Below are 16,494 nucleotides of genomic sequence, written 5' to 3'. Positions count from 1 at the left end.
CAGATCCTTCACTGGTGCTCAGGATGACAAAATAATAGCCCACTTTAGTTTTGACACACCTCCGTTGTGCCCTGTTTTTATGGTTTTATTAATATCCCGGGTTTTGTGTAATATTGGGTGTTCCAGCTACTTTTGAAGGAATCGGCAACAGAAGTTGGTAATCTTCTATTTTAAGAAACTCTTTTGCTGCTCCTAAGCGTTTGAGGAAAGAGAAGCACCCGAAAGTTTGTCCCATTATGTTAATTCCTTTATCCAATAAACGGGCTTTTATTTCGTCGGCTTTATCACTGCCTTCCCAGTTGCCATCAAATATCTTCAGGGCATTGGAAGCCTCAGCCACTTGGTTGTTTGCCAGCAATAATTCCACACGCAATGCATTTTGGTTCGCAATGCGATAGATGAGATGATAAGGTCCATCGAAATACATTCTGTAAAGCGGCTTGTTAAGCATCGAAGACTTGTTATTGTTGACTTTCCATAGATTGGCGCTAAGATACGTGTTGTCGTCTATTTTCTCAAAATGCTTGGACGCATTGCCATAGTCTTTTATCTCCGCATACATTGTTGCCATAAGCAATTGGGCGGCGGCAAAGGAAACCGGATTGCTTTCCGGCTGGGATTGTGTGGCAGTCTGTGGTAATGAATTTGCATATTTCTCTAAAGCTTCCAGTTGCTTGGCATAGATAAGTTTGACCGGAGTACGTGTTAAGTCGCTTTCATGATTGATATCATTAAAATTGTCGGGAGTGACGTAGGGTACGTCTCCAAAGAGTTGCGTGAGGCTTTGATATACCAAAGACTGAATGGCATAGGCGGTCCCTACATAGGGTTCTACTTCATAACCATATGCTTTGCTTGTTAATACGTGAATCATATAGTTACATTGCCTGATTGTTGCATAGGCGGCAGTCCATATTTCGTACACTTCGTTATCATCGGGAACTAAAGTAGTGGGATAATCGGGAATAGGGCCGATGACGCCACAGAAGTTGGCTTCCCATACACACTCTGTTTGCAAAAAGTCACGGAGATATTTATTGACCTGTTCCAATAACTGGATGCATTGTTCCGGGATGGAGTAAATCCTTCTTCGGTTATTTCAAAATCATCCGGTTTGTCTTGTTCATCAAGTCTTCCGTCTCCATTCCGGTCTACAAACCGCCAGAATTCTGGAAAATCGTTTTTGAAGTTATAAGCTTTGTAGAAAGAATCCAGTTGTTCATGTATGCTGGAATATTTCATATTCTGTTGTCCGTAACGGATGCTTTCTTTTATGTCTTCATTGTCAATGCGGCCGTCTGAAGCAAAGTCTTTATCCCATTCTTTAAAGAAATCATCTAGGAACTCTTCGTCTACCGATGTTAGGAGAATGTTAGAAACGGCAGCCATTATGGAGGACGGGTCATTGTATTGGCTGAAAGAAGTTTGCGTCGGGACAACGCTGAGCATAGACACATATATGTCGCTAATGCTGAAAGCGGTAAACATTTCTTTCAGAGCTTGTTCTGATGCCTTTTTATAGATTTCGAGTGACGTCGGAATCTTTTTATCATAATCCGGATTCTTTTTTAGGAGGTTACAGATGCGGGCTGCCGTCAGTTGGGTGAATATATTGACATTGGTAGCCGGAAGTTTTATATATCGGTTGATACTTCTTTTTTCACTGTTGTGATTTTCCAAATGGTTGATGGCGCGCAATGTGGTTTTGTGTTCTGAATACCGCCCTTTGGTTCCGTTAAAAAAGTTTCCGGTCACTTGCACTTCAAAGTAAAGGCTTTCATTAAGCGACATATTGTCCACTACAGAGAAAAGACCATAGTCGGTCTTAGCTTCGTTGCTATATTGAAACTTTTCAATGTGTGCCAAACTTTTGTCTAATGGAAACACCGTTATCGTGCTGTTGTGGTTGAAAGCGCCCAATTCAGCATAGCCTTCCACATGATAAGTCATAGTGGGAGTGGGGTCTGGAGCCGGATCCGGTTCGGGAATGTCATCGTTTTTATTGTCACTGCATGCAGCGAAGATACAAAGCAAAAAGAATAGGGCTAAGTGTGAGTACTGCTTTTTCATCATATTATTTATATGTTTTGTGTTGTTAGTAAATGAATACTTTCAAAGATAATAAGTTTTGTGCATATAGCAAGAGAAATATCGGATTATCTTTCAATTAAAAAAGTCCCGGTATTGGCTTTTCAGCCAAATACCGGGACTACTCATTATATTTAAATATGGACGGATTCCTGTTGGATTACAGTGCTGCCAATTCAATGACTTTATCAACCGCAGCATTCAAACCATCGGCATTCTTACCACCGGCAGTTGCAAAATGAGGTTGACCGCCGCCGCCGCCCTGAATCAATTTGGCAGCTTCGCGAACCAACTTGCCCGCATTCTGTCCGGCTTTCACCAAATCATCGCTAATCATCACTGTCAGCATCGGTTTGTTATTGTCTACGCTACCGATAACCACAAACAGGTTGGCGGGAATTTCACCTTTCAACTGGAATGCGATATCTTTCACTACATCGGCAGACATCGGGATAACGGCTTTTACTACTTTCACACCGTTCACTTCCTTGGCGTTGGCTACTAATTTGGCTTTCACCTCAGCAGCTTTTTCTTTCATGAACTCGTCTACCTGTTTCTTCAAACCGGCATTTTCGTCAATATACTTACGGATAGCGACTTTCAGGTCGGGAGCATTGTTGAACAAAGCTTTCAGGTCGTTCAGCGTATCTTGAACGGTATCCATCAACTCTTCTACTTTAGCACCGGTGATGGCTTCGATACGACGCACGCCGGCTGCAACAGAACTTTCGCTCACAATGCGAACCATACCGATCTTTCCGGTAGCCGATACGTGAGTACCTCCGCAGAACTCGATAGAGTTGCCGAACTGAACAACGCGTACTTCATCGCCATACTTTTCACCGAACAAGGCGATAGCACCCAGTTCTTTTGCTTTCTCGATGGGAAGGTTACGGTATTCGGTCAAAGGAACGTTTTCACGAATCTTGGCATTAACCAAGTGTTCTACTTCGCGAAGTTGTTCGTCTGTCACTTTCTGGAAGTGAGAGAAGTCGAAACGCAAAGACTCCGAAGTCACCAAAGAACCTTTCTGTTCTACGTGAGTACCCAGAACTTGGCGCAATGCTTCGTCCAGCAAGTGAGTACAAGAGTGGTTGGCTGCTGAAGCGGCACGTTTCTCTGCATCTACACACGCCATCATCGGAGCTTCGATATGTTCGGGTAATTTCTTGGTTATATGGATAGGCAGATTGTTCTCTTTCTTAGTATCGATGATTTCGATTGTCTCGAATTCGCTTACAATAACACCGGTGTCGCCTACCTGACCACCACTTTCTGCATAGAACGGAGTATCGCTCAATACAATCTGGTAAAGTGTCTGGTTCTTCTGTTTTACCTGACGGTAACGCAGGATGCTGGTTTCGTATTCGGTAAAGTCGTAACCTACAAAGTTGGTTTCGCCTTCTTTTACAGTAATCCAGTCACCTGTTTCAATAGCGGCCGCGTTGCGTGCACGTTCTTTTTGTTTCTGCATCTCTGCATTGAACTCTTCTTCGTTTACGGTCATGCCGTTTTCGCGAAGAATCAATTCAGTCAAGTCGAGTGGGAAACCGAAAGTATCATAAAGGGTGAAAGCATCCACACCGCTGATTTCCTTCTTTCCGGCAGCCTTGGCGTCAGTCATGGTCTTGTCCAACAGGCGGATTCCGGTTTCCAGTGTGCGTAGGAATGATTCTTCTTCTTCTTTGATTACTTTCTCTATCAGTGTCTTTTGTGCGTTCAGTTCGGGATAAGCCTCGCCCATGTTCTCAATCAGTACGGGCAACAGCTTGTACATGAATGCCTGTTTCTGGCCTAAGAAAGTATAACCGTAGCGAACGGCGCGGCGCAGAATACGGCGAATCACATAACCTGCTTTGGCATTGCTGGGCAACTGGCCGTCGGTGATAGAGAATGCAATGGTACGGATGTGGTCGGCAATAACACGCATAGCGATATCTGTCTGAGTATCTTTACCGTATGTAGTGCCTGCCATTTCAGCAATTGCTTTGATGATGGGCTGGAATACATCGGTATCGTAATTTGAAGTCTTGCCTTGGAGGGTACGAACCAGACGTTCGAATCCCATACCGGTATCAATCACCTTAGCGGGAAGTCCTTCCAATGAACCGTCAGCCTTGCGGTTGAACTGCATGAATACAAGGTTCCAGATTTCAATTACTTGCGGATGATCCTTGTTTACCAGTTGGCTGCCGGGGATTTGAGCCTTTTCTTCTTCCGAGCGTGAGTCGATATGGATTTCGGAACAGGGACCACAAGGTCCTGTATCACCCATTTCCCAAAAGTTATCGTGCTTGTTTCCGTTCAGGATATGGTCTTTCGGTAAGAACTGTTCCCAATATCCGCCTGCCTCGTTATCGCGTTCCAAGCCTTCTTCGGGGCTTCCTTCGAATACGGTGGCATACAAGTCTTTAGGGTCTATCTTCAACACATCTACCAGATATTCCCATGCCCAACTGATGGCTTCTTTCTTGAAGTAATCTCCGAAAGACCAGTTGCCTAGCATTTCGAACATGGTGTGATGATAGGTGTCGTGTCCTACTTCCTCCAAGTCATTGTGTTTTCCGCTTACGCGCAAACATTTCTGTGAGTCCGCCACTCTTTTGTTCTTGGCAGGGTGGTTGCCCAAAATAATGTCTTTGAACTGGTTCATACCTGCATTGGTGAACATCAATGTGGGGTCATCTTTAATGACCATTGGAGCCGACGGAACAATCTGGTGTCCTTTCGACTCGAAAAAGCTTTTGAAAGAATCTCTAATTTCTTTAGCTGTCATCATGTCGCTATATAGTCTTCTAGTTAATATTCTCAAAAAGGATTTGCAAAGATAATTGGTTTTATTATTTTTGTCGACAATAATTGTGCAAAATATTGATGTGTTGTGCATTAAAAACTTCAAAAAGCAGAAATAGATGCGTAAAGTCTACTATATTTATAATCCTAAAACCCGAACTTACGACCGCATTTACCCCACAGTGAGGCAACGCGCCATAAGCATCTTACGCCGTTTGTTTGTGGGCATGGGCCTGGGAGCAGGCAGTTTTATTATTTTATTGTTCATCTTCGGTTCACCTTCCGAAAAGGAACTTCGTATAGAGAATGCACGTTTGCTGGCGCAGTATAACGTATTGTCTCATCGTTTGGATGAGGCGTTGGGAGTGATGCAGGATATCCAGCAGCGTGATGACAACTTGTATCGGGTGGTGTTGCAAGCCAATCCTGTTTCGGATGCGATTCGCAAAGCAGGTTATGGAGGAACGAACCGTTACGAGCAGTTGATGGATATGGCAAATGCCGAACTGGTGATGAATACCACTCAAAAGATGGATATGCTGAATCGCCAACTTTATATTCAGTCGAAGTCTTTTGATGAGGTGGTGGACTTATGCAAGGGACATGATGAAATGTTAAAGTGTATTCCGGCCATTATGCCGGTATCCAATAAGGATTTGAAGAAGACAGCTTCGGGATACGGAACACGTATCGACCCTATTTACAATACGCCTAAGTTTCACGCCGGAATGGACTTTTCTGCCAATATCGGTACGCCGGTATATGCCACCGGAGACGGTAAGGTGATAAAGGCAGGGTGGGAGACTGGTTATGGAAACTTAATTCAGGTTGATCATGGGTTTGGTTATGTGACTTGGTATGCACATCTGAGTAAATATAAGGTTCGTCCGGGTCAGAAAGTGGTGCGTGGCGAGGTGATTGGCGAAGTGGGGAATACAGGAAAGAGCACGGGGCCTCATTTGCATTATGAGGTGCATGTGAAGGGTAAAGTACAAAATCCGGTGAATTATTATTTCATGGATTTGAGTGCGGAAGATTATGATAAGATGGTTCAGATAGCTGCCAATCATGGTAAGGTCTTCGACTAACCTATATCTTCAGTATGTTTGCTCTAAATAAATAGTTGATAAAATGGCATATAATCCGAATAAGGAACTGAAGCTTTACTACTCAATAGGTGAGGTAGCAAAGATGTTTAATGTAAACGAATCGCTGTTGCGTTTCTGGGAGAAGGAATTTCCATTCATCACTCCTAAAAAGGCGGGGGGGAATGTACGTCAGTATCGTAAAGAGGATATTGAGAACATTCGTTTGGTGTATCATTTGGTGAAGGAGAAAGGACTTACGCTTCAGGGAGCTAAACAGAAATTGAAGGTAAGTAAGGATACGTCTATCCGTGCAACGGAGATTCTTGACCGTTTGTTGCTTGTGCGCGAGGAATTGGCAAGTATGCGGAAAGAATTGGATTATCTGACATAATGCCCCTGCATTTATCAAACTGTTGTTATTATCCATCACGGGGTTGTGTCAAAACGTGGATAATGCTGTCGTTTCGTTCGTAGGGGCGAGGTTCGCTCGCCCGAAAACAGTTTACTTTGTGTCTTCGGGCAGGTAACCCCTGCCCCTACAGCTGACGATTGGATAGGCTGGTTTAGTTTTGACACACTCCCATGACGAAAATATGATATTACGCAACGCTTAATTAGGTAAGTCTTCAAACTTTTCGATGCGGGTTACTGTCTTCACTTCACTGATTCTCCGTAAGTTGGTAGAGATGGTTTTTACGTCATCCACATCATGTACAAACAATTGGATTCTTCCTTCAAAGATACCATCGTTTGTTTCTATATTCAACTTATGAATATTTACGTTCAGTTGCTGGGAGATTATTTCTGTGACTTTATTCAGCAGCCCTATGTGGTCTATTCCTTTGATATATAGATTAACAGGAAAATATAAAGATTTGCCTGTCTCCCATTGGACAGCCAGAAGTCTGTTGCCATAGCTGCTTTTCAGTTTGGTAGCTAATGGACATTGACGTTTGTGAATGATGATTCGATTATCGTCATCAATATATCCCAATACATCATCTCCTGGAATGGGTTTACAGCATTCAGCTATCACATAGTTCTTTTGGATTGCTTCAGGAGTAAGTTTCAGAATCTTCTTACTGTCAATCTTCTGAATCGGCTCTTTTTCTTCGGTTTTTTCTTTATTGCTCTTGTTGCCGCCGAAAGCAAAGGAGATGTATTTTTTCCAATTGCTGGTGGCAGGCTTGTCCTTCAATTCATTTTTATCACTCTCGCCTAGGGCAATGGTCTTGAAACCAATAGCGGAAAACAACTCTTCTTGTGTCCTTACATTGTGGAAAGTACAGAGTTTCTGTATATTGTCGGAGGTGAGTTCCAACCCTTCTTTATTGAAGAATTCATGTAGGATTTCTTCTCCGGTTTGTTGCATACCGCGTTGTTCACGCTTCAATATGGCTAGAATCTTGGCTTTTGCCTTGGCTGTAGTAGCAAAGTTAATCCATGACGGTTGGACGTGCTGTGATTTGGAAGTAAGAATTTCCACCTGGTCTCCACTTTGCAACTTGTGACTGAGAGGTACCAGTTTATGGTTCACCTTAGCACCGATACAGTGGCTTCCCAAGAAAGTGTGGATAGAGAATGCAAAGTCCAGGGCCGTGCAGTTTTGCGGCATTGTCTTTATTTCTCCTTTCGGGGTGAAAACAAAGATTTCGGATGCGAATAGGTTCAATTTGATGGTATCTAGAAAATCCATAGCGTCCGGTTGCGGATCATCCAGAATCTCCTTGATGGTACGCAGCCATTTTTCCAGTTCTCCTTCGTCTTCACTGCCTCCTCCTTCTTTATATTTCCAATGTGCGGCAAAGCCTTGTTCGGCAACGTCGTTCATGCGTTCACTGCGTATCTGCACTTCAATCCACTGTCCTTTATTGCTCATCAGTGTGACATGCAGAGCCTGATATCCGTTGGATTTCGGATGGCTCACCCAATCACGTAGGCGGTCGGGATGTGGCTTATAAATCTTGGAGACTGATACATATATATTAAAACACTCGTTGAGTTCTTCTTCAGGATCTTTAGGGGTGAAGATAATGCGGACGGCAAGTATATCATAAATTTCTTCGAAAGTGATATGCTTGGTCTGCATCTTGTTCCAGATGGAGTAAGGAGACTTGACGCGCGCCATCAGTCGGTAACTGATGCCCATTTTGTCCAGTCGCGCGCGGATAGGAGCCGTAAATTCACGGAAAACTTCTTCGCGTTCTGCCTGTGTCTCTTGTAGCTTCGCTTCAATCTGAGCATATTCTTCGGGATGTTCATATCGGAAACTGAGATCTTCCAATTCGGTCTTTATCTTGTTAAGCCCAAGGCGATTGGCAAGCGGAGCATAGATATATAAGGTCTCACCGGCTATTTTATATTGCTTGTTGGGTAACATTGAGCCCAATGTGCGCATATTATGCAGTCGGTCAGCTATTTTGATAAGGATAACACGGATGTCATCACTCATGGTCAATAGCAGTTTTTTGAAGTTTTCTGCTTGTGCCGAAGCTCTGTCACCGAATATACCACCGGAGATTTTGGTTAACCCATCTACGATTTGGGCAATCTTCGGACCGAACAGGTTTTCAATGTCTTCTACTGTGTAGTCGGTATCTTCAACTACATCGTGTAACAAGGCGGAACAAATAGAAGTAGAGCCTAATCCGATTTCGGTACACACAATTTTGGCAACTGCTATCGGGTGCATGATATAAGGCTCACCCGAGCGTCGTTTCACTCCTTTGTGTGCTTGCTTGGCAAAGTTGAATGCCTTTGTGATGATCTCTACCTTCTTTCTATGTTTGGTCGCGAGATAACTGTCCAAGAGTTCCTGAAACCCTTGGTTTATCATCTCTTCGTCAGCTTGTTCCTGAAGTTGTTTTTCATCCGTCATAATTGCCTCCTATATAATCTATAATGCAAAAATATACAAAAAACATCTTTATGCAAGCGATTTCGATAAATCTATCGTGTTAAATCTTTCTTTTTTACCAATTAGCGTATTCTCAATGATTTTCCGGCTCTGATATTATTGCCTTTTATGTTGTTGAGGCGTCTCAATTGATTGACGGAAACATGATATTTGGCTGCAATTCCCCCCAATGTATCACCGGATTTGATTTTATGATATACAGCTCCTTTGGATGAAGTAGGGATACCGGCATTGTCTTTGATAGCTACGGTTTTTCTTTTTTTCAGATATTCGTCTGTTTTGTACGCAAAGATACTGTCTTGGCGGTCGATAAAATTGCTGACTGTGTTGTTGGGCAGACGCAGTACGCATAATTCGCTGTTGCCGGGAATGATATCCTTTTTATATTGTGGATTCAGGCTGCGTAATTGGTCTATGTTGAGGCTGCAGACTTCTGCCACTTGTTGCAAATGAAGGTCTTTATGGATATGGATAGTGTCGGTTGTCGAGGGAAGCTGAGTTTCCATCGGGCAAATACCGTGTTCACAATAGTAGGTCATAATATAGTTGGCTGCAATAAAAGCAGGTACATATCCTCTGGTTTCTTTGGGCAAGTAATTATAGATGGTCCAATAGTCTGTTGCACCGCCGGCACGTCGTATTGCTTTATTGATGGTGCCCGGACCACAATTGTAGGCAGCCAATACAAGGTTCCAGTCCTGATAGATGGCATAAAGGTCCTTTAAATAACGCGCGGCAGCCCAAGTCGATTTGATGGGGTCGCGTCTTTCGTCTATCAGGCTGTTGTTTTTCAGCCCATATATTTTTCCTGTTCCCAGCATGAACTGCCACAAGCCGGTAGCTCCCTGTCGGGAAACTGCTACGGGATTTAGTGCGGACTCAATGATAGGAAGATATTTTAATTCCATGGGTAGGTCATATAAATCAAGCGCTTCTTCAAAAATAGGCATATAGAAGTTTGTTGCTGCCAACATGAAAGACACCTTATTGCGCAAACGGTTGGCATACATATCTATAAACTTTCTAACAGCTTCATTGTAAGGCATTTCTATGATAGACGGGATACGTGACAAACGATCCATGTAGATAGAATCACTGACAATGGGGTTGGCTGAAGTCATTTTGCAGTTTTCACCCATACTGATGTAATTCTTTGATTGCCAGTCCCAAAATAGGCTGTCCATTTCAGACTGCATACTTTCAGGGATGTCAATAACTTCTTCTTTTCCTGTCGTTTGTGAGTGAACAGTGATGCTTTGTGTTTGTGCACTGATTCCTGTCGTTCCTATAAGTGCGAATAAGCCAATTAAAAAGTTTTTCATGCGATTTAAAATTTGAGGCTGCATTGTAAACCGATTGCGTTCCCACCGATTTTATTGCGGCCATCGTTAAAAATAACAGGCTCTATTTTGAGACCCAAGTCTTTTGAAATATCAAAGTCCGAAAGTTCGGCATCTACATAAGCGTCTATCACAGACAATAGGTACACACCAATAAACGCAAATATACTTAAATCGCGCTGGCGGCGATAGAGGTCTTTTCTTTTTCTGAAAATCTCCTTGTATCGTTCCTCCTGACCGGAGATGTCCGCATTGGGCGGAAGAAAATCTTCATAGCTTTTTGTATTGGGGTCATCGTCCATGATATCAAGGTATGCTTGCGAGTAATCTTTGTACATCTTGCCGTTCCAACTCAGCGCGTAGGCACATCCCATAAATCCGCCGTATACGATAGGCAATTTCCAATATTTCCTATTGTAAATCTGTCCTCCTCCCGGGATTATCAAAGCCAGCCATGTAGCACGGTTCGAGTTGGGGATAAACCGTTTCTTTTCCGTCGGTAGGGCTTTTTGTATGGAGTCGTTTTTCTTTGCCAGCAGTGCGGTGTCAACCGGAGCTTCCAGCTTTTCTATCTCTTTTTTGTTCAGTATAGCCAGACTGTCGGTTGTTATACTGTCTGTAGTCAAACTGTCTGTGATTGCTTGCTGTCTGAGAGCCAGCGAATCTACGCGTATTCCCATTCGGCGTTGACGTGCTTTCTGGGCGTAAACATCCGTACTCCCGGCCCATAACAAGCACAAGAGCAAAAGAGACAGTAGTTTATATGTGGATATTCTTTTTTCCAATGTCGTAATAGCGCTTTATTCTTTTTTCTTTAGCGAATCAAATATTTCCATGATACGCTCAAGATCTTCTTCATTATTAAAAGGAATGCTGATTTTGCCTTTTCCTTTAGTTGTACATGATAGTTGTACTTTTGAACCGAAGAAACCGCATAGATGGTTTTGCAAGATAGTATACTCCTCCGAAAGTTTGCTGCCTTTCGGTTTTATTTTCTTGCCGCCGCTGTCTATGGTTTCACCGCTTGTCAGTGCTTTTACTATCTCTTCCACTTTGCGTACGGAATAGCCCTGTGCCTGTATTTCATTAAATATTCGTATCTGGGTTTTAGGGTCATCCAATGCCAGCAATGCCCGGGCGTGTCCCATATCTATTTCACGGTTCTTTAAAGCTACCTGAATCTGCGCCGGTAGTTTTAACAGACGGAGATAGTTGGCTATCGTAGTACGTTTCTTGCCGATACGTTCACTTAGGCGCTCCTGTGTCAGTTCGTATTGTTCCAACAAATGCTGATAAGCCAACGCTATTTCCAATGAATTCAAATCCTCCCGCTGAATGTTTTCAATCAATGCCATTTCCATCACATTTTCGTCGTCGGCTGTGCGGATATAGGCAGGAATTGTTTTTAGTCCGGCTTGGACAGAGGCGCGATAACGACGCTCCCCGGCGATGATTTGATAAGAGTCTTCATTCAGTTGACGTAACGTTATAGGTTGGATAATACCGATTTCAGCGATAGAGTCAGCCAACTCCTGAAGCGCTATCGGGTCAAATTCGCGACGCGGCTGGTTCGGGTTGACGGAGATTTTGCTCAGTTCTATTTCATTAATAGAAGAAGAACCGGAGGTCTTTACTTCTTCGGTCGAAATCAGTGCGTCAAGTCCGCGTCCTAAAGCAAATTTCTTCTGTACTGCCATCGTTTACTTACTGTTACGTGTTATAATTTCTTGTGCTAACGCTAAATGGTTCTTGGCTCCGGTTGAGTCGGTATCATATAGAATGACAGGTATGCCGTGGCTGGGAGCTTCGCTCAGTTTAACGTTTCGCTGGATAATCGTTTTAAATACCAGTTCCTGAAAGTGTCTTTTCACTTCATCGTAAATCTGGTTGGCCAGACGGAGGCGTGAATCGAACATAGTCAGCAAGAAGCCTTCTATTTCCAGTGACGGGTTTAGTTTCGATTTAATAATCTTAATGGTGTTCAGCAATTTGCTGATACCTTCCAAGGCAAAATATTCACACTGCACGGGGATGATTACAGAATCTGCCGCAGTCAGTGCGTTTATAGTGATGAGTCCCAATGAAGGCGAGCAGTCTATCAGAATATAGTCATATTCGTTTTTCATTGGGCCAAGCACTCTTTTCATTATCTTTTCACGGTCTTCCAAGTTCAGCATTTCTATTTCCGCCCCTACCAGGTCGATGTGAGAAGAAACAATGTCGAGTCCGTCGATGTCGGTGGTATAAATTGCTTCCCGTATATCGGCTTTGTTGATAAGACATTCATAGATAGAGCATTCTACCTCTTTAATGTTCACACCCAATCCTGATGATGCATTGGCCTGAGGGTCAGCATCGATAACCAGTACTTTTTTCTCCAGTGTAGCCAGAGAAGCAGCCAGGTTAATAGTGGTGGTAGTTTTACCTACTCCACCCTTTTGATTGGCTAAAGCAATAATTTTTCCCATATTAATCAGTTTTTTCTCGCTGCGAAGTAACTAATAATAGATGAGCACACCTATTAAAATCGGCAGACATTAGCAAAACTGTTGATAACTCATTGGTTTTGTTAATAACTCAACGAGGGCAAAGATAATTATTTCCTGCCAATTCTATTTCAATTTTAGCACTGGGTTGTAGAAGATTAAGATAATTTTCTATTCTCAGGGGGGATAGTTCGGGTAAAGAGTTGTATCTTTACGCTCCAAGAAAAATAGAGATTTGATAAATATGAAGAAAGAGAAACCATTGATATTATTGTCTAATGATGACGGAGTGACTGCCAAGGGGTTGAATGAGTTGATTCGTGCGTTGCGCGGATTGGGGGAGATTATTGTAATGGCTCCCGACGGACCACGTTCCGGTGCATCCGGCTCAATTACTTCGGAGTATCCTGTCAGATATTATAAAGTGCGTGAAGAAGAAGACCTGACTGTATATAAATGTAGCGGTACTCCGGTTGATTGTGTGAAGCTGGCTTTGCATACTGCAGTTCCCCGTCGTCCTGATGTGGTGATAGGTGGAATTAATCATGGTGATAACTCTGCTGTGAATGTACATTACTCCGGTACAATGGGAGTGGTAATCGAAGGTTGTTTGAAGGGTATTCCGTCCATAGGTTATTCTTTGTGTAATCATTTTGCCGATGCTGATTTTTCTGCATTATTGCCTTATATTCGCAGAATAACGGAAGAAGTGCTTGAACATGGTTTACCGGCCGGTATTTGTCTGAACGTGAACTTCCCAGATGTCGCAGCATTCAAGGGAGTCCGTATTTGCCGTCAGACGGCCGGTGTTTGGGATAAGGAATGGAAAGTTTGTCAGCATCCCAGAGGTGGAGAATATTATTGGTTGACAGGGCAGTTTGTGAATCATGAGCCTGATGCTGTTGATTCTGACCATTGGGCGTTGGAACACGGTTATGTTGCCGTCACGCCTACACAGATAGATGTTACGGCTTATAGTGTAATGAAGGAATTGAAAAACTGGAAGTTAGACGTATGAAATACTATTTAATAGTAGGCGAGGCATCAGGAGATTTGCATGCATCCAATTTGATGCGTGCTTTGCAGCAAGAAGATTCTCACGCAGATTTCCGTTTCTTTGGAGGGGACAAAATGAGTGCTGTTGGAGGAAGCCGAGTAAAGCATTATAAAGAGCTGGCTTATATGGGGTTTATTCCCGTATTATTGCATTTGCGAACTATTCTTCGTAATATGAAACAATGTCAGGAGGATATTGTAGCATGGCAGCCCGATGTTGTCATTTTGGTGGATTATCCCGGATTTAATTTGAAAATAGCTGAATATATCAAAAAGAACACTCAAATACCTGTTTACTATTATATTTCTCCCAAGATTTGGGCATGGAAAGAATATAGGATAAAGAACATCAAGCGAGATGTGGATGAACTGTTTTCTATTCTTCCGTTTGAAGTCGATTTTTTTGCAGGGCATCATTATCCTATTCATTATGTGGGGAATCCGTGTGTGGATGCGGTGGATGAATATTGCAAAGGTAATGTGGAAACTTTCGGCGCTTTTGCAGCCGAAAACGGTTTGGCAGACAAACCGGTTATTGCTCTGCTTGCCGGCAGCCGCAAACAGGAGATAAAGGATAATCTCCCTAAAATGTTGGAGGCGGCCGCACCCTTTACAAAGGATTATCAATTGGTGCTTGCCGGTGCGCCGGGTATGGAACCTTCTTATTATGAAGAATATCTGAATCCGAAAGTTCCTGTTAAAATAGTCTTTGGACAAACTTACCGATTGTTGCGGCAGGCACAGGCGGCATTGGTGACTTCGGGAACAGCCACATTGGAAACGGCATTGTTCCGGGTGCCACAGGTGGTATGTTATCATACTCCTCTTGGAAAGTTTATTGCATTTTTGCGCCGGCATATTCTGAAGGTGAAATATATTTCATTAGTCAATCTGGTTGCCGATAAAGAAGTTGTCCGTGAGCTGGTTGCTGATACGATGACTGTTGCGAATATCCGTTCAGAACTCGAGGCTATCTTATATAATAAGGTGTATAGAGAACAAATGTTGGGTGAGTACGAGCGTATCATCCAGATATTGGGACCGGCAGGAGCTTCCCGGCAAGCGGCACGACAAATGGTGGCTTTATTGAAGAAATAAACTTTTTAGGGGATAGTTTTGTTGTTTCGGGAATAATGAACCTAAATCCCGAAGTATATGAAATATAAATTGAAAAGTTTTTTGATGGCAGGACTTCTTATTGGGGTATCTGCTTTTTATGGTTGTGGAAATGATGACGATGATTATCCCAATGCTACAGTAACGGTAGGAATGGCAACGGTAGAACGTCCGCCTCAGTATGACGCTCCTTATTTTGTCTTGGATAACGGCAAGAAGATGTGGGTGGTACAAACCCTTGTTCCTTACAAAGATCTTAAAGCAGACGAACGTGTGTTTGGCAGCTTTAGCTTGTTGCAACCCGGTGAAGATGGTTTCAGCTATAATATACGTTTGAATGATTATACGATGGTGCCTGTGCAAGAGGTCCTTTCACTGAATGTAGAGAATGTGGACAGTATTGGAAATCAGGTGGTGCAGGTTAGGGATATCTGGCCTTCCGACGATTATCTGAATGTACGCTTTATGCTGAACTATCCGAATCCGCAGAAACCGATTTTAAACTTGGTGTTTAATGAAATGATTCCTTTGGTGGATGACGGATATGCTCATTTGGAGCTTCGTTATAATAGTAATGGAAGTGCCGGAAGATTAGTTCCCGGCATGGTCTCATTTAAATTGGGCAAATACGGACCTTCCAATAGTAGTCTGAAAGGATTAAAAGTATTGGTTAAGACATCCGCCGGAAATGAAAAAACATATACTTTTTCTTATCCGCTGACGGATGAGGCTGTTCCCTCATTCACTCCGTTCGATTTATCGGAATTAAAATAAAGATATCACATATAAATAAACTACTGCTGCCGGGATAGCGAGGATGGCACTGTCAAAACGGTCAAGTATTCCACCATGTCCCGGCAGAATGTTTCCGGAGTCTTTCAATCCCAGATGACGCTTGAACAGTGACTCACTCAAGTCACCCCATGTACCGAATACGACGACAGTCAATCCCAGTCCTACCCATACTCCCATTGACATAAATGGGAAAAAATAAGCCATGACGAAAGCAGCGATAATGCTGAATACGCCACCGCCGATAGAACCTTCCCATGATTTCTTGGGTGAGATGCGTTCAAATAAACGGTGCTTCCCGAAAAGCATTCCGGTACAATAAGCACCCGTATCATTAACCCAATTAAAGATAAAGATGGAGAGAGGAAGAATAGGATTGTATTGTGAAATGCTGGTTGCTTCATCAGAATGGAATGCCAATACATTTAATAAAGCAAACGGCAATGCAAGATAAATTTGGCTGAACATGGCGTAAGCCCAATTATTCAACGGATTTTTCTTCTTGAGATACAGTTCGCTCACCATCAGATAGATGATTAATGCCAGATAGGGAACGAATATACCTGTTTGGGCAGGATTGATGCCATAATAGAAAAAGCATAGAAATAAGAATATACCTCCTAAGATGCAGATACGCTTATTCATCTGCACGTCTTCTTGCTTGTTTACTAAATTGCCAAATTCATTGATGGCTGCTGCACTGATAATAGCAAACAGAATGCCGAATGAGATAGGACCTCCTAATATACAGCCGATTAATACTGCTACGAAAATAATCCCGGTAATGGCACGTTGCATGAAATTGTTTTTCATGGTAA

14 protein-coding genes are annotated in these 16,494 nt (G+C 42.9%); 5 read left to right on the top strand and 9 right to left on the bottom strand.

Annotated features, from left to right (window positions below; translation table 11 throughout):
* Nucleotides 1–88: 88 nt before the first annotated feature.
* From IR173_RS14770 to alaS, 3 genes are all read right to left on the bottom strand, one after another.
* Nucleotides 89–1,018, bottom strand: a complete 930-nt coding sequence (locus IR173_RS14770) for a RagB/SusD family nutrient uptake outer membrane protein (protein ID WP_237040313.1) — start codon at nt 1,016–1,018, stop codon at nt 89–91.
* Nucleotides 943–2,073, bottom strand: a complete 1,131-nt coding sequence (locus IR173_RS14765) for a hypothetical protein (protein ID WP_237040312.1) — start codon at nt 2,071–2,073, stop codon at nt 943–945. The genes IR173_RS14770 and IR173_RS14765 overlap by 76 nt, the downstream gene beginning before the upstream one ends.
* Nucleotides 2,074–2,248: 175 nt before the next feature.
* Nucleotides 2,249–4,867: an alanine--tRNA ligase gene (alaS, locus tag IR173_RS14760; protein WP_237040311.1), complete on the bottom strand. Its 2,619-nt coding sequence runs from the start codon at nt 4,865–4,867 to the stop codon at nt 2,249–2,251.
* A 133-nt stretch (nt 4,868–5,000) separates the two neighbouring features.
* Here alaS and IR173_RS14755 point away from each other — a divergent pair, with 133 nt between their 5' ends.
* Both IR173_RS14755 and IR173_RS14750 read left to right on the top strand, forming a co-directional pair.
* Nucleotides 5,001–5,969: a M23 family metallopeptidase gene (locus IR173_RS14755; protein WP_237040310.1), complete on the top strand. Its 969-nt coding sequence runs from the start codon at nt 5,001–5,003 to the stop codon at nt 5,967–5,969.
* Nucleotides 5,970–6,012: 43 nt separating this feature from the next.
* The gene (locus IR173_RS14750) at nt 6,013–6,360 is read left to right on the top strand and encodes a MerR family transcriptional regulator (RefSeq protein ID WP_237040309.1); all 348 of its coding nucleotides are present in this window, start codon (nt 6,013–6,015) and stop codon (nt 6,358–6,360) included.
* 219 nt (nt 6,361–6,579) lie between these two features.
* Here the strand turns inward: IR173_RS14750 and IR173_RS14745 are convergent, their stop codons facing one another.
* The 5 genes from IR173_RS14745 to IR173_RS14725 all read right to left on the bottom strand — a co-directional run bounded on the left by IR173_RS14745 (nt 6,580) and on the right by IR173_RS14725 (nt 12,694).
* Nucleotides 6,580–8,847, bottom strand: a complete 2,268-nt coding sequence (locus IR173_RS14745; protein ID WP_237040308.1) for a RelA/SpoT family protein — start codon at nt 8,845–8,847, stop codon at nt 6,580–6,582.
* A gap of 101 nt (nt 8,848–8,948) precedes the next feature.
* Nucleotides 8,949–10,208, bottom strand: a complete 1,260-nt coding sequence (locus IR173_RS14740) for a lytic transglycosylase domain-containing protein (protein ID WP_237040307.1) — start codon at nt 10,206–10,208, stop codon at nt 8,949–8,951.
* 5 nt (nt 10,209–10,213) lie between these two features.
* Nucleotides 10,214–11,011: a DUF5683 domain-containing protein gene (locus IR173_RS14735; protein WP_237040306.1), complete on the bottom strand. Its 798-nt coding sequence runs from the start codon at nt 11,009–11,011 to the stop codon at nt 10,214–10,216.
* A gap of 15 nt (nt 11,012–11,026) precedes the next feature.
* Nucleotides 11,027–11,923, bottom strand: coding sequence for a ParB/RepB/Spo0J family partition protein (locus tag IR173_RS14730; protein WP_237040305.1), 897 nt, complete (start codon nt 11,921–11,923; stop codon nt 11,027–11,029).
* Between the two features lie 3 nt (nt 11,924–11,926).
* Nucleotides 11,927–12,694 carry a ParA family protein gene (locus tag IR173_RS14725; protein WP_237040304.1) on the bottom strand — a complete coding sequence of 256 codons (768 nt, stop codon included), beginning with the start codon at nt 12,692–12,694 and terminating at the stop codon, nt 11,927–11,929.
* A gap of 262 nt (nt 12,695–12,956) precedes the next feature.
* Here IR173_RS14725 and surE point away from each other — a divergent pair, with 262 nt between their 5' ends.
* From surE to IR173_RS14710, 3 genes are read left to right on the top strand one after another with little or no spacing between them, the layout of a single operon-like run.
* On the top strand, nt 12,957–13,730 hold the full coding sequence (surE, locus tag IR173_RS14720) for a 5'/3'-nucleotidase SurE (protein WP_237040303.1): 774 nt from the start codon (nt 12,957–12,959) through the stop codon (nt 13,728–13,730).
* Nucleotides 13,727–14,866 carry a lipid-A-disaccharide synthase gene (gene lpxB, locus IR173_RS14715; protein WP_237040302.1) on the top strand — a complete coding sequence of 380 codons (1,140 nt, stop codon included), beginning with the start codon at nt 13,727–13,729 and terminating at the stop codon, nt 14,864–14,866. The genes surE and lpxB overlap by 4 nt, the downstream gene beginning before the upstream one ends.
* Nucleotides 14,867–14,923: 57 nt before the next feature.
* A complete protein-coding gene (locus tag IR173_RS14710) occupies nt 14,924–15,658 on the top strand; it encodes a NigD1/NigD2 family lipoprotein (RefSeq protein WP_237040301.1) in 735 nt (244 codons plus the stop codon).
* On the opposite strand, the gene IR173_RS14705 is transcribed toward IR173_RS14710, so the two are convergent.
* Nucleotides 15,650–16,489 carry a phosphatidate cytidylyltransferase gene (locus IR173_RS14705; RefSeq protein ID WP_237040300.1) on the bottom strand — a complete coding sequence of 280 codons (840 nt, stop codon included), beginning with the start codon at nt 16,487–16,489 and terminating at the stop codon, nt 15,650–15,652. The two genes, IR173_RS14710 and IR173_RS14705, sit on opposite strands and share 9 nt — an antisense overlap.
* Nucleotides 16,490–16,494: the final 5 nt, after the last annotated feature.

The organism is Phocaeicola faecalis (assembly GCF_021730445.1).
In the GTDB taxonomy this organism is placed as follows: Bacteria; Bacteroidota; Bacteroidia; order Bacteroidales; family Bacteroidaceae; genus Phocaeicola; species Phocaeicola faecalis.
Note: the sequence above shows the minus strand (reverse complement) of the source record. Positions and strands in the feature narration are given on the sequence as shown.

Excerpts from the sequence above, each read along its gene's own strand:
- IR173_RS14765 (WP_237040312.1), bottom strand. The coding sequence starts at position 2,073 with ATGATGAAAAAGCAGTACTCACACTTAGCCCTATTCTTTTTGCTTTGT.
- alaS (WP_237040311.1), bottom strand. The coding sequence starts at position 4,867 with ATGATGACAGCTAAAGAAATTAGAGATTCTTTCAAAAGCTTTTTCGAG.
- IR173_RS14755 (WP_237040310.1), top strand. The coding sequence starts at position 5,001 with ATGCGTAAAGTCTACTATATTTATAATCCTAAAACCCGAACTTACGAC.
- IR173_RS14750 (WP_237040309.1), top strand. The coding sequence starts at position 6,013 with ATGGCATATAATCCGAATAAGGAACTGAAGCTTTACTACTCAATAGGT.
- IR173_RS14745 (WP_237040308.1), bottom strand. The coding sequence starts at position 8,847 with ATGACGGATGAAAAACAACTTCAGGAACAAGCTGACGAAGAGATGATA.
- IR173_RS14740 (WP_237040307.1), bottom strand. The coding sequence starts at position 10,208 with ATGAAAAACTTTTTAATTGGCTTATTCGCACTTATAGGAACGACAGGA.
- IR173_RS14730 (WP_237040305.1), bottom strand. The coding sequence starts at position 11,923 with ATGGCAGTACAGAAGAAATTTGCTTTAGGACGCGGACTTGACGCACTG.
- IR173_RS14725 (WP_237040304.1), bottom strand. The coding sequence starts at position 12,694 with ATGGGAAAAATTATTGCTTTAGCCAATCAAAAGGGTGGAGTAGGTAAA.
- surE (WP_237040303.1), top strand. The coding sequence starts at position 12,957 with ATGAAGAAAGAGAAACCATTGATATTATTGTCTAATGATGACGGAGTG.
- lpxB (WP_237040302.1), top strand. The coding sequence starts at position 13,727 with ATGAAATACTATTTAATAGTAGGCGAGGCATCAGGAGATTTGCATGCA.
- IR173_RS14710 (WP_237040301.1), top strand. The coding sequence starts at position 14,924 with ATGAAATATAAATTGAAAAGTTTTTTGATGGCAGGACTTCTTATTGGG.
- IR173_RS14705 (WP_237040300.1), bottom strand. The coding sequence starts at position 16,489 with ATGAAAAACAATTTCATGCAACGTGCCATTACCGGGATTATTTTCGTA.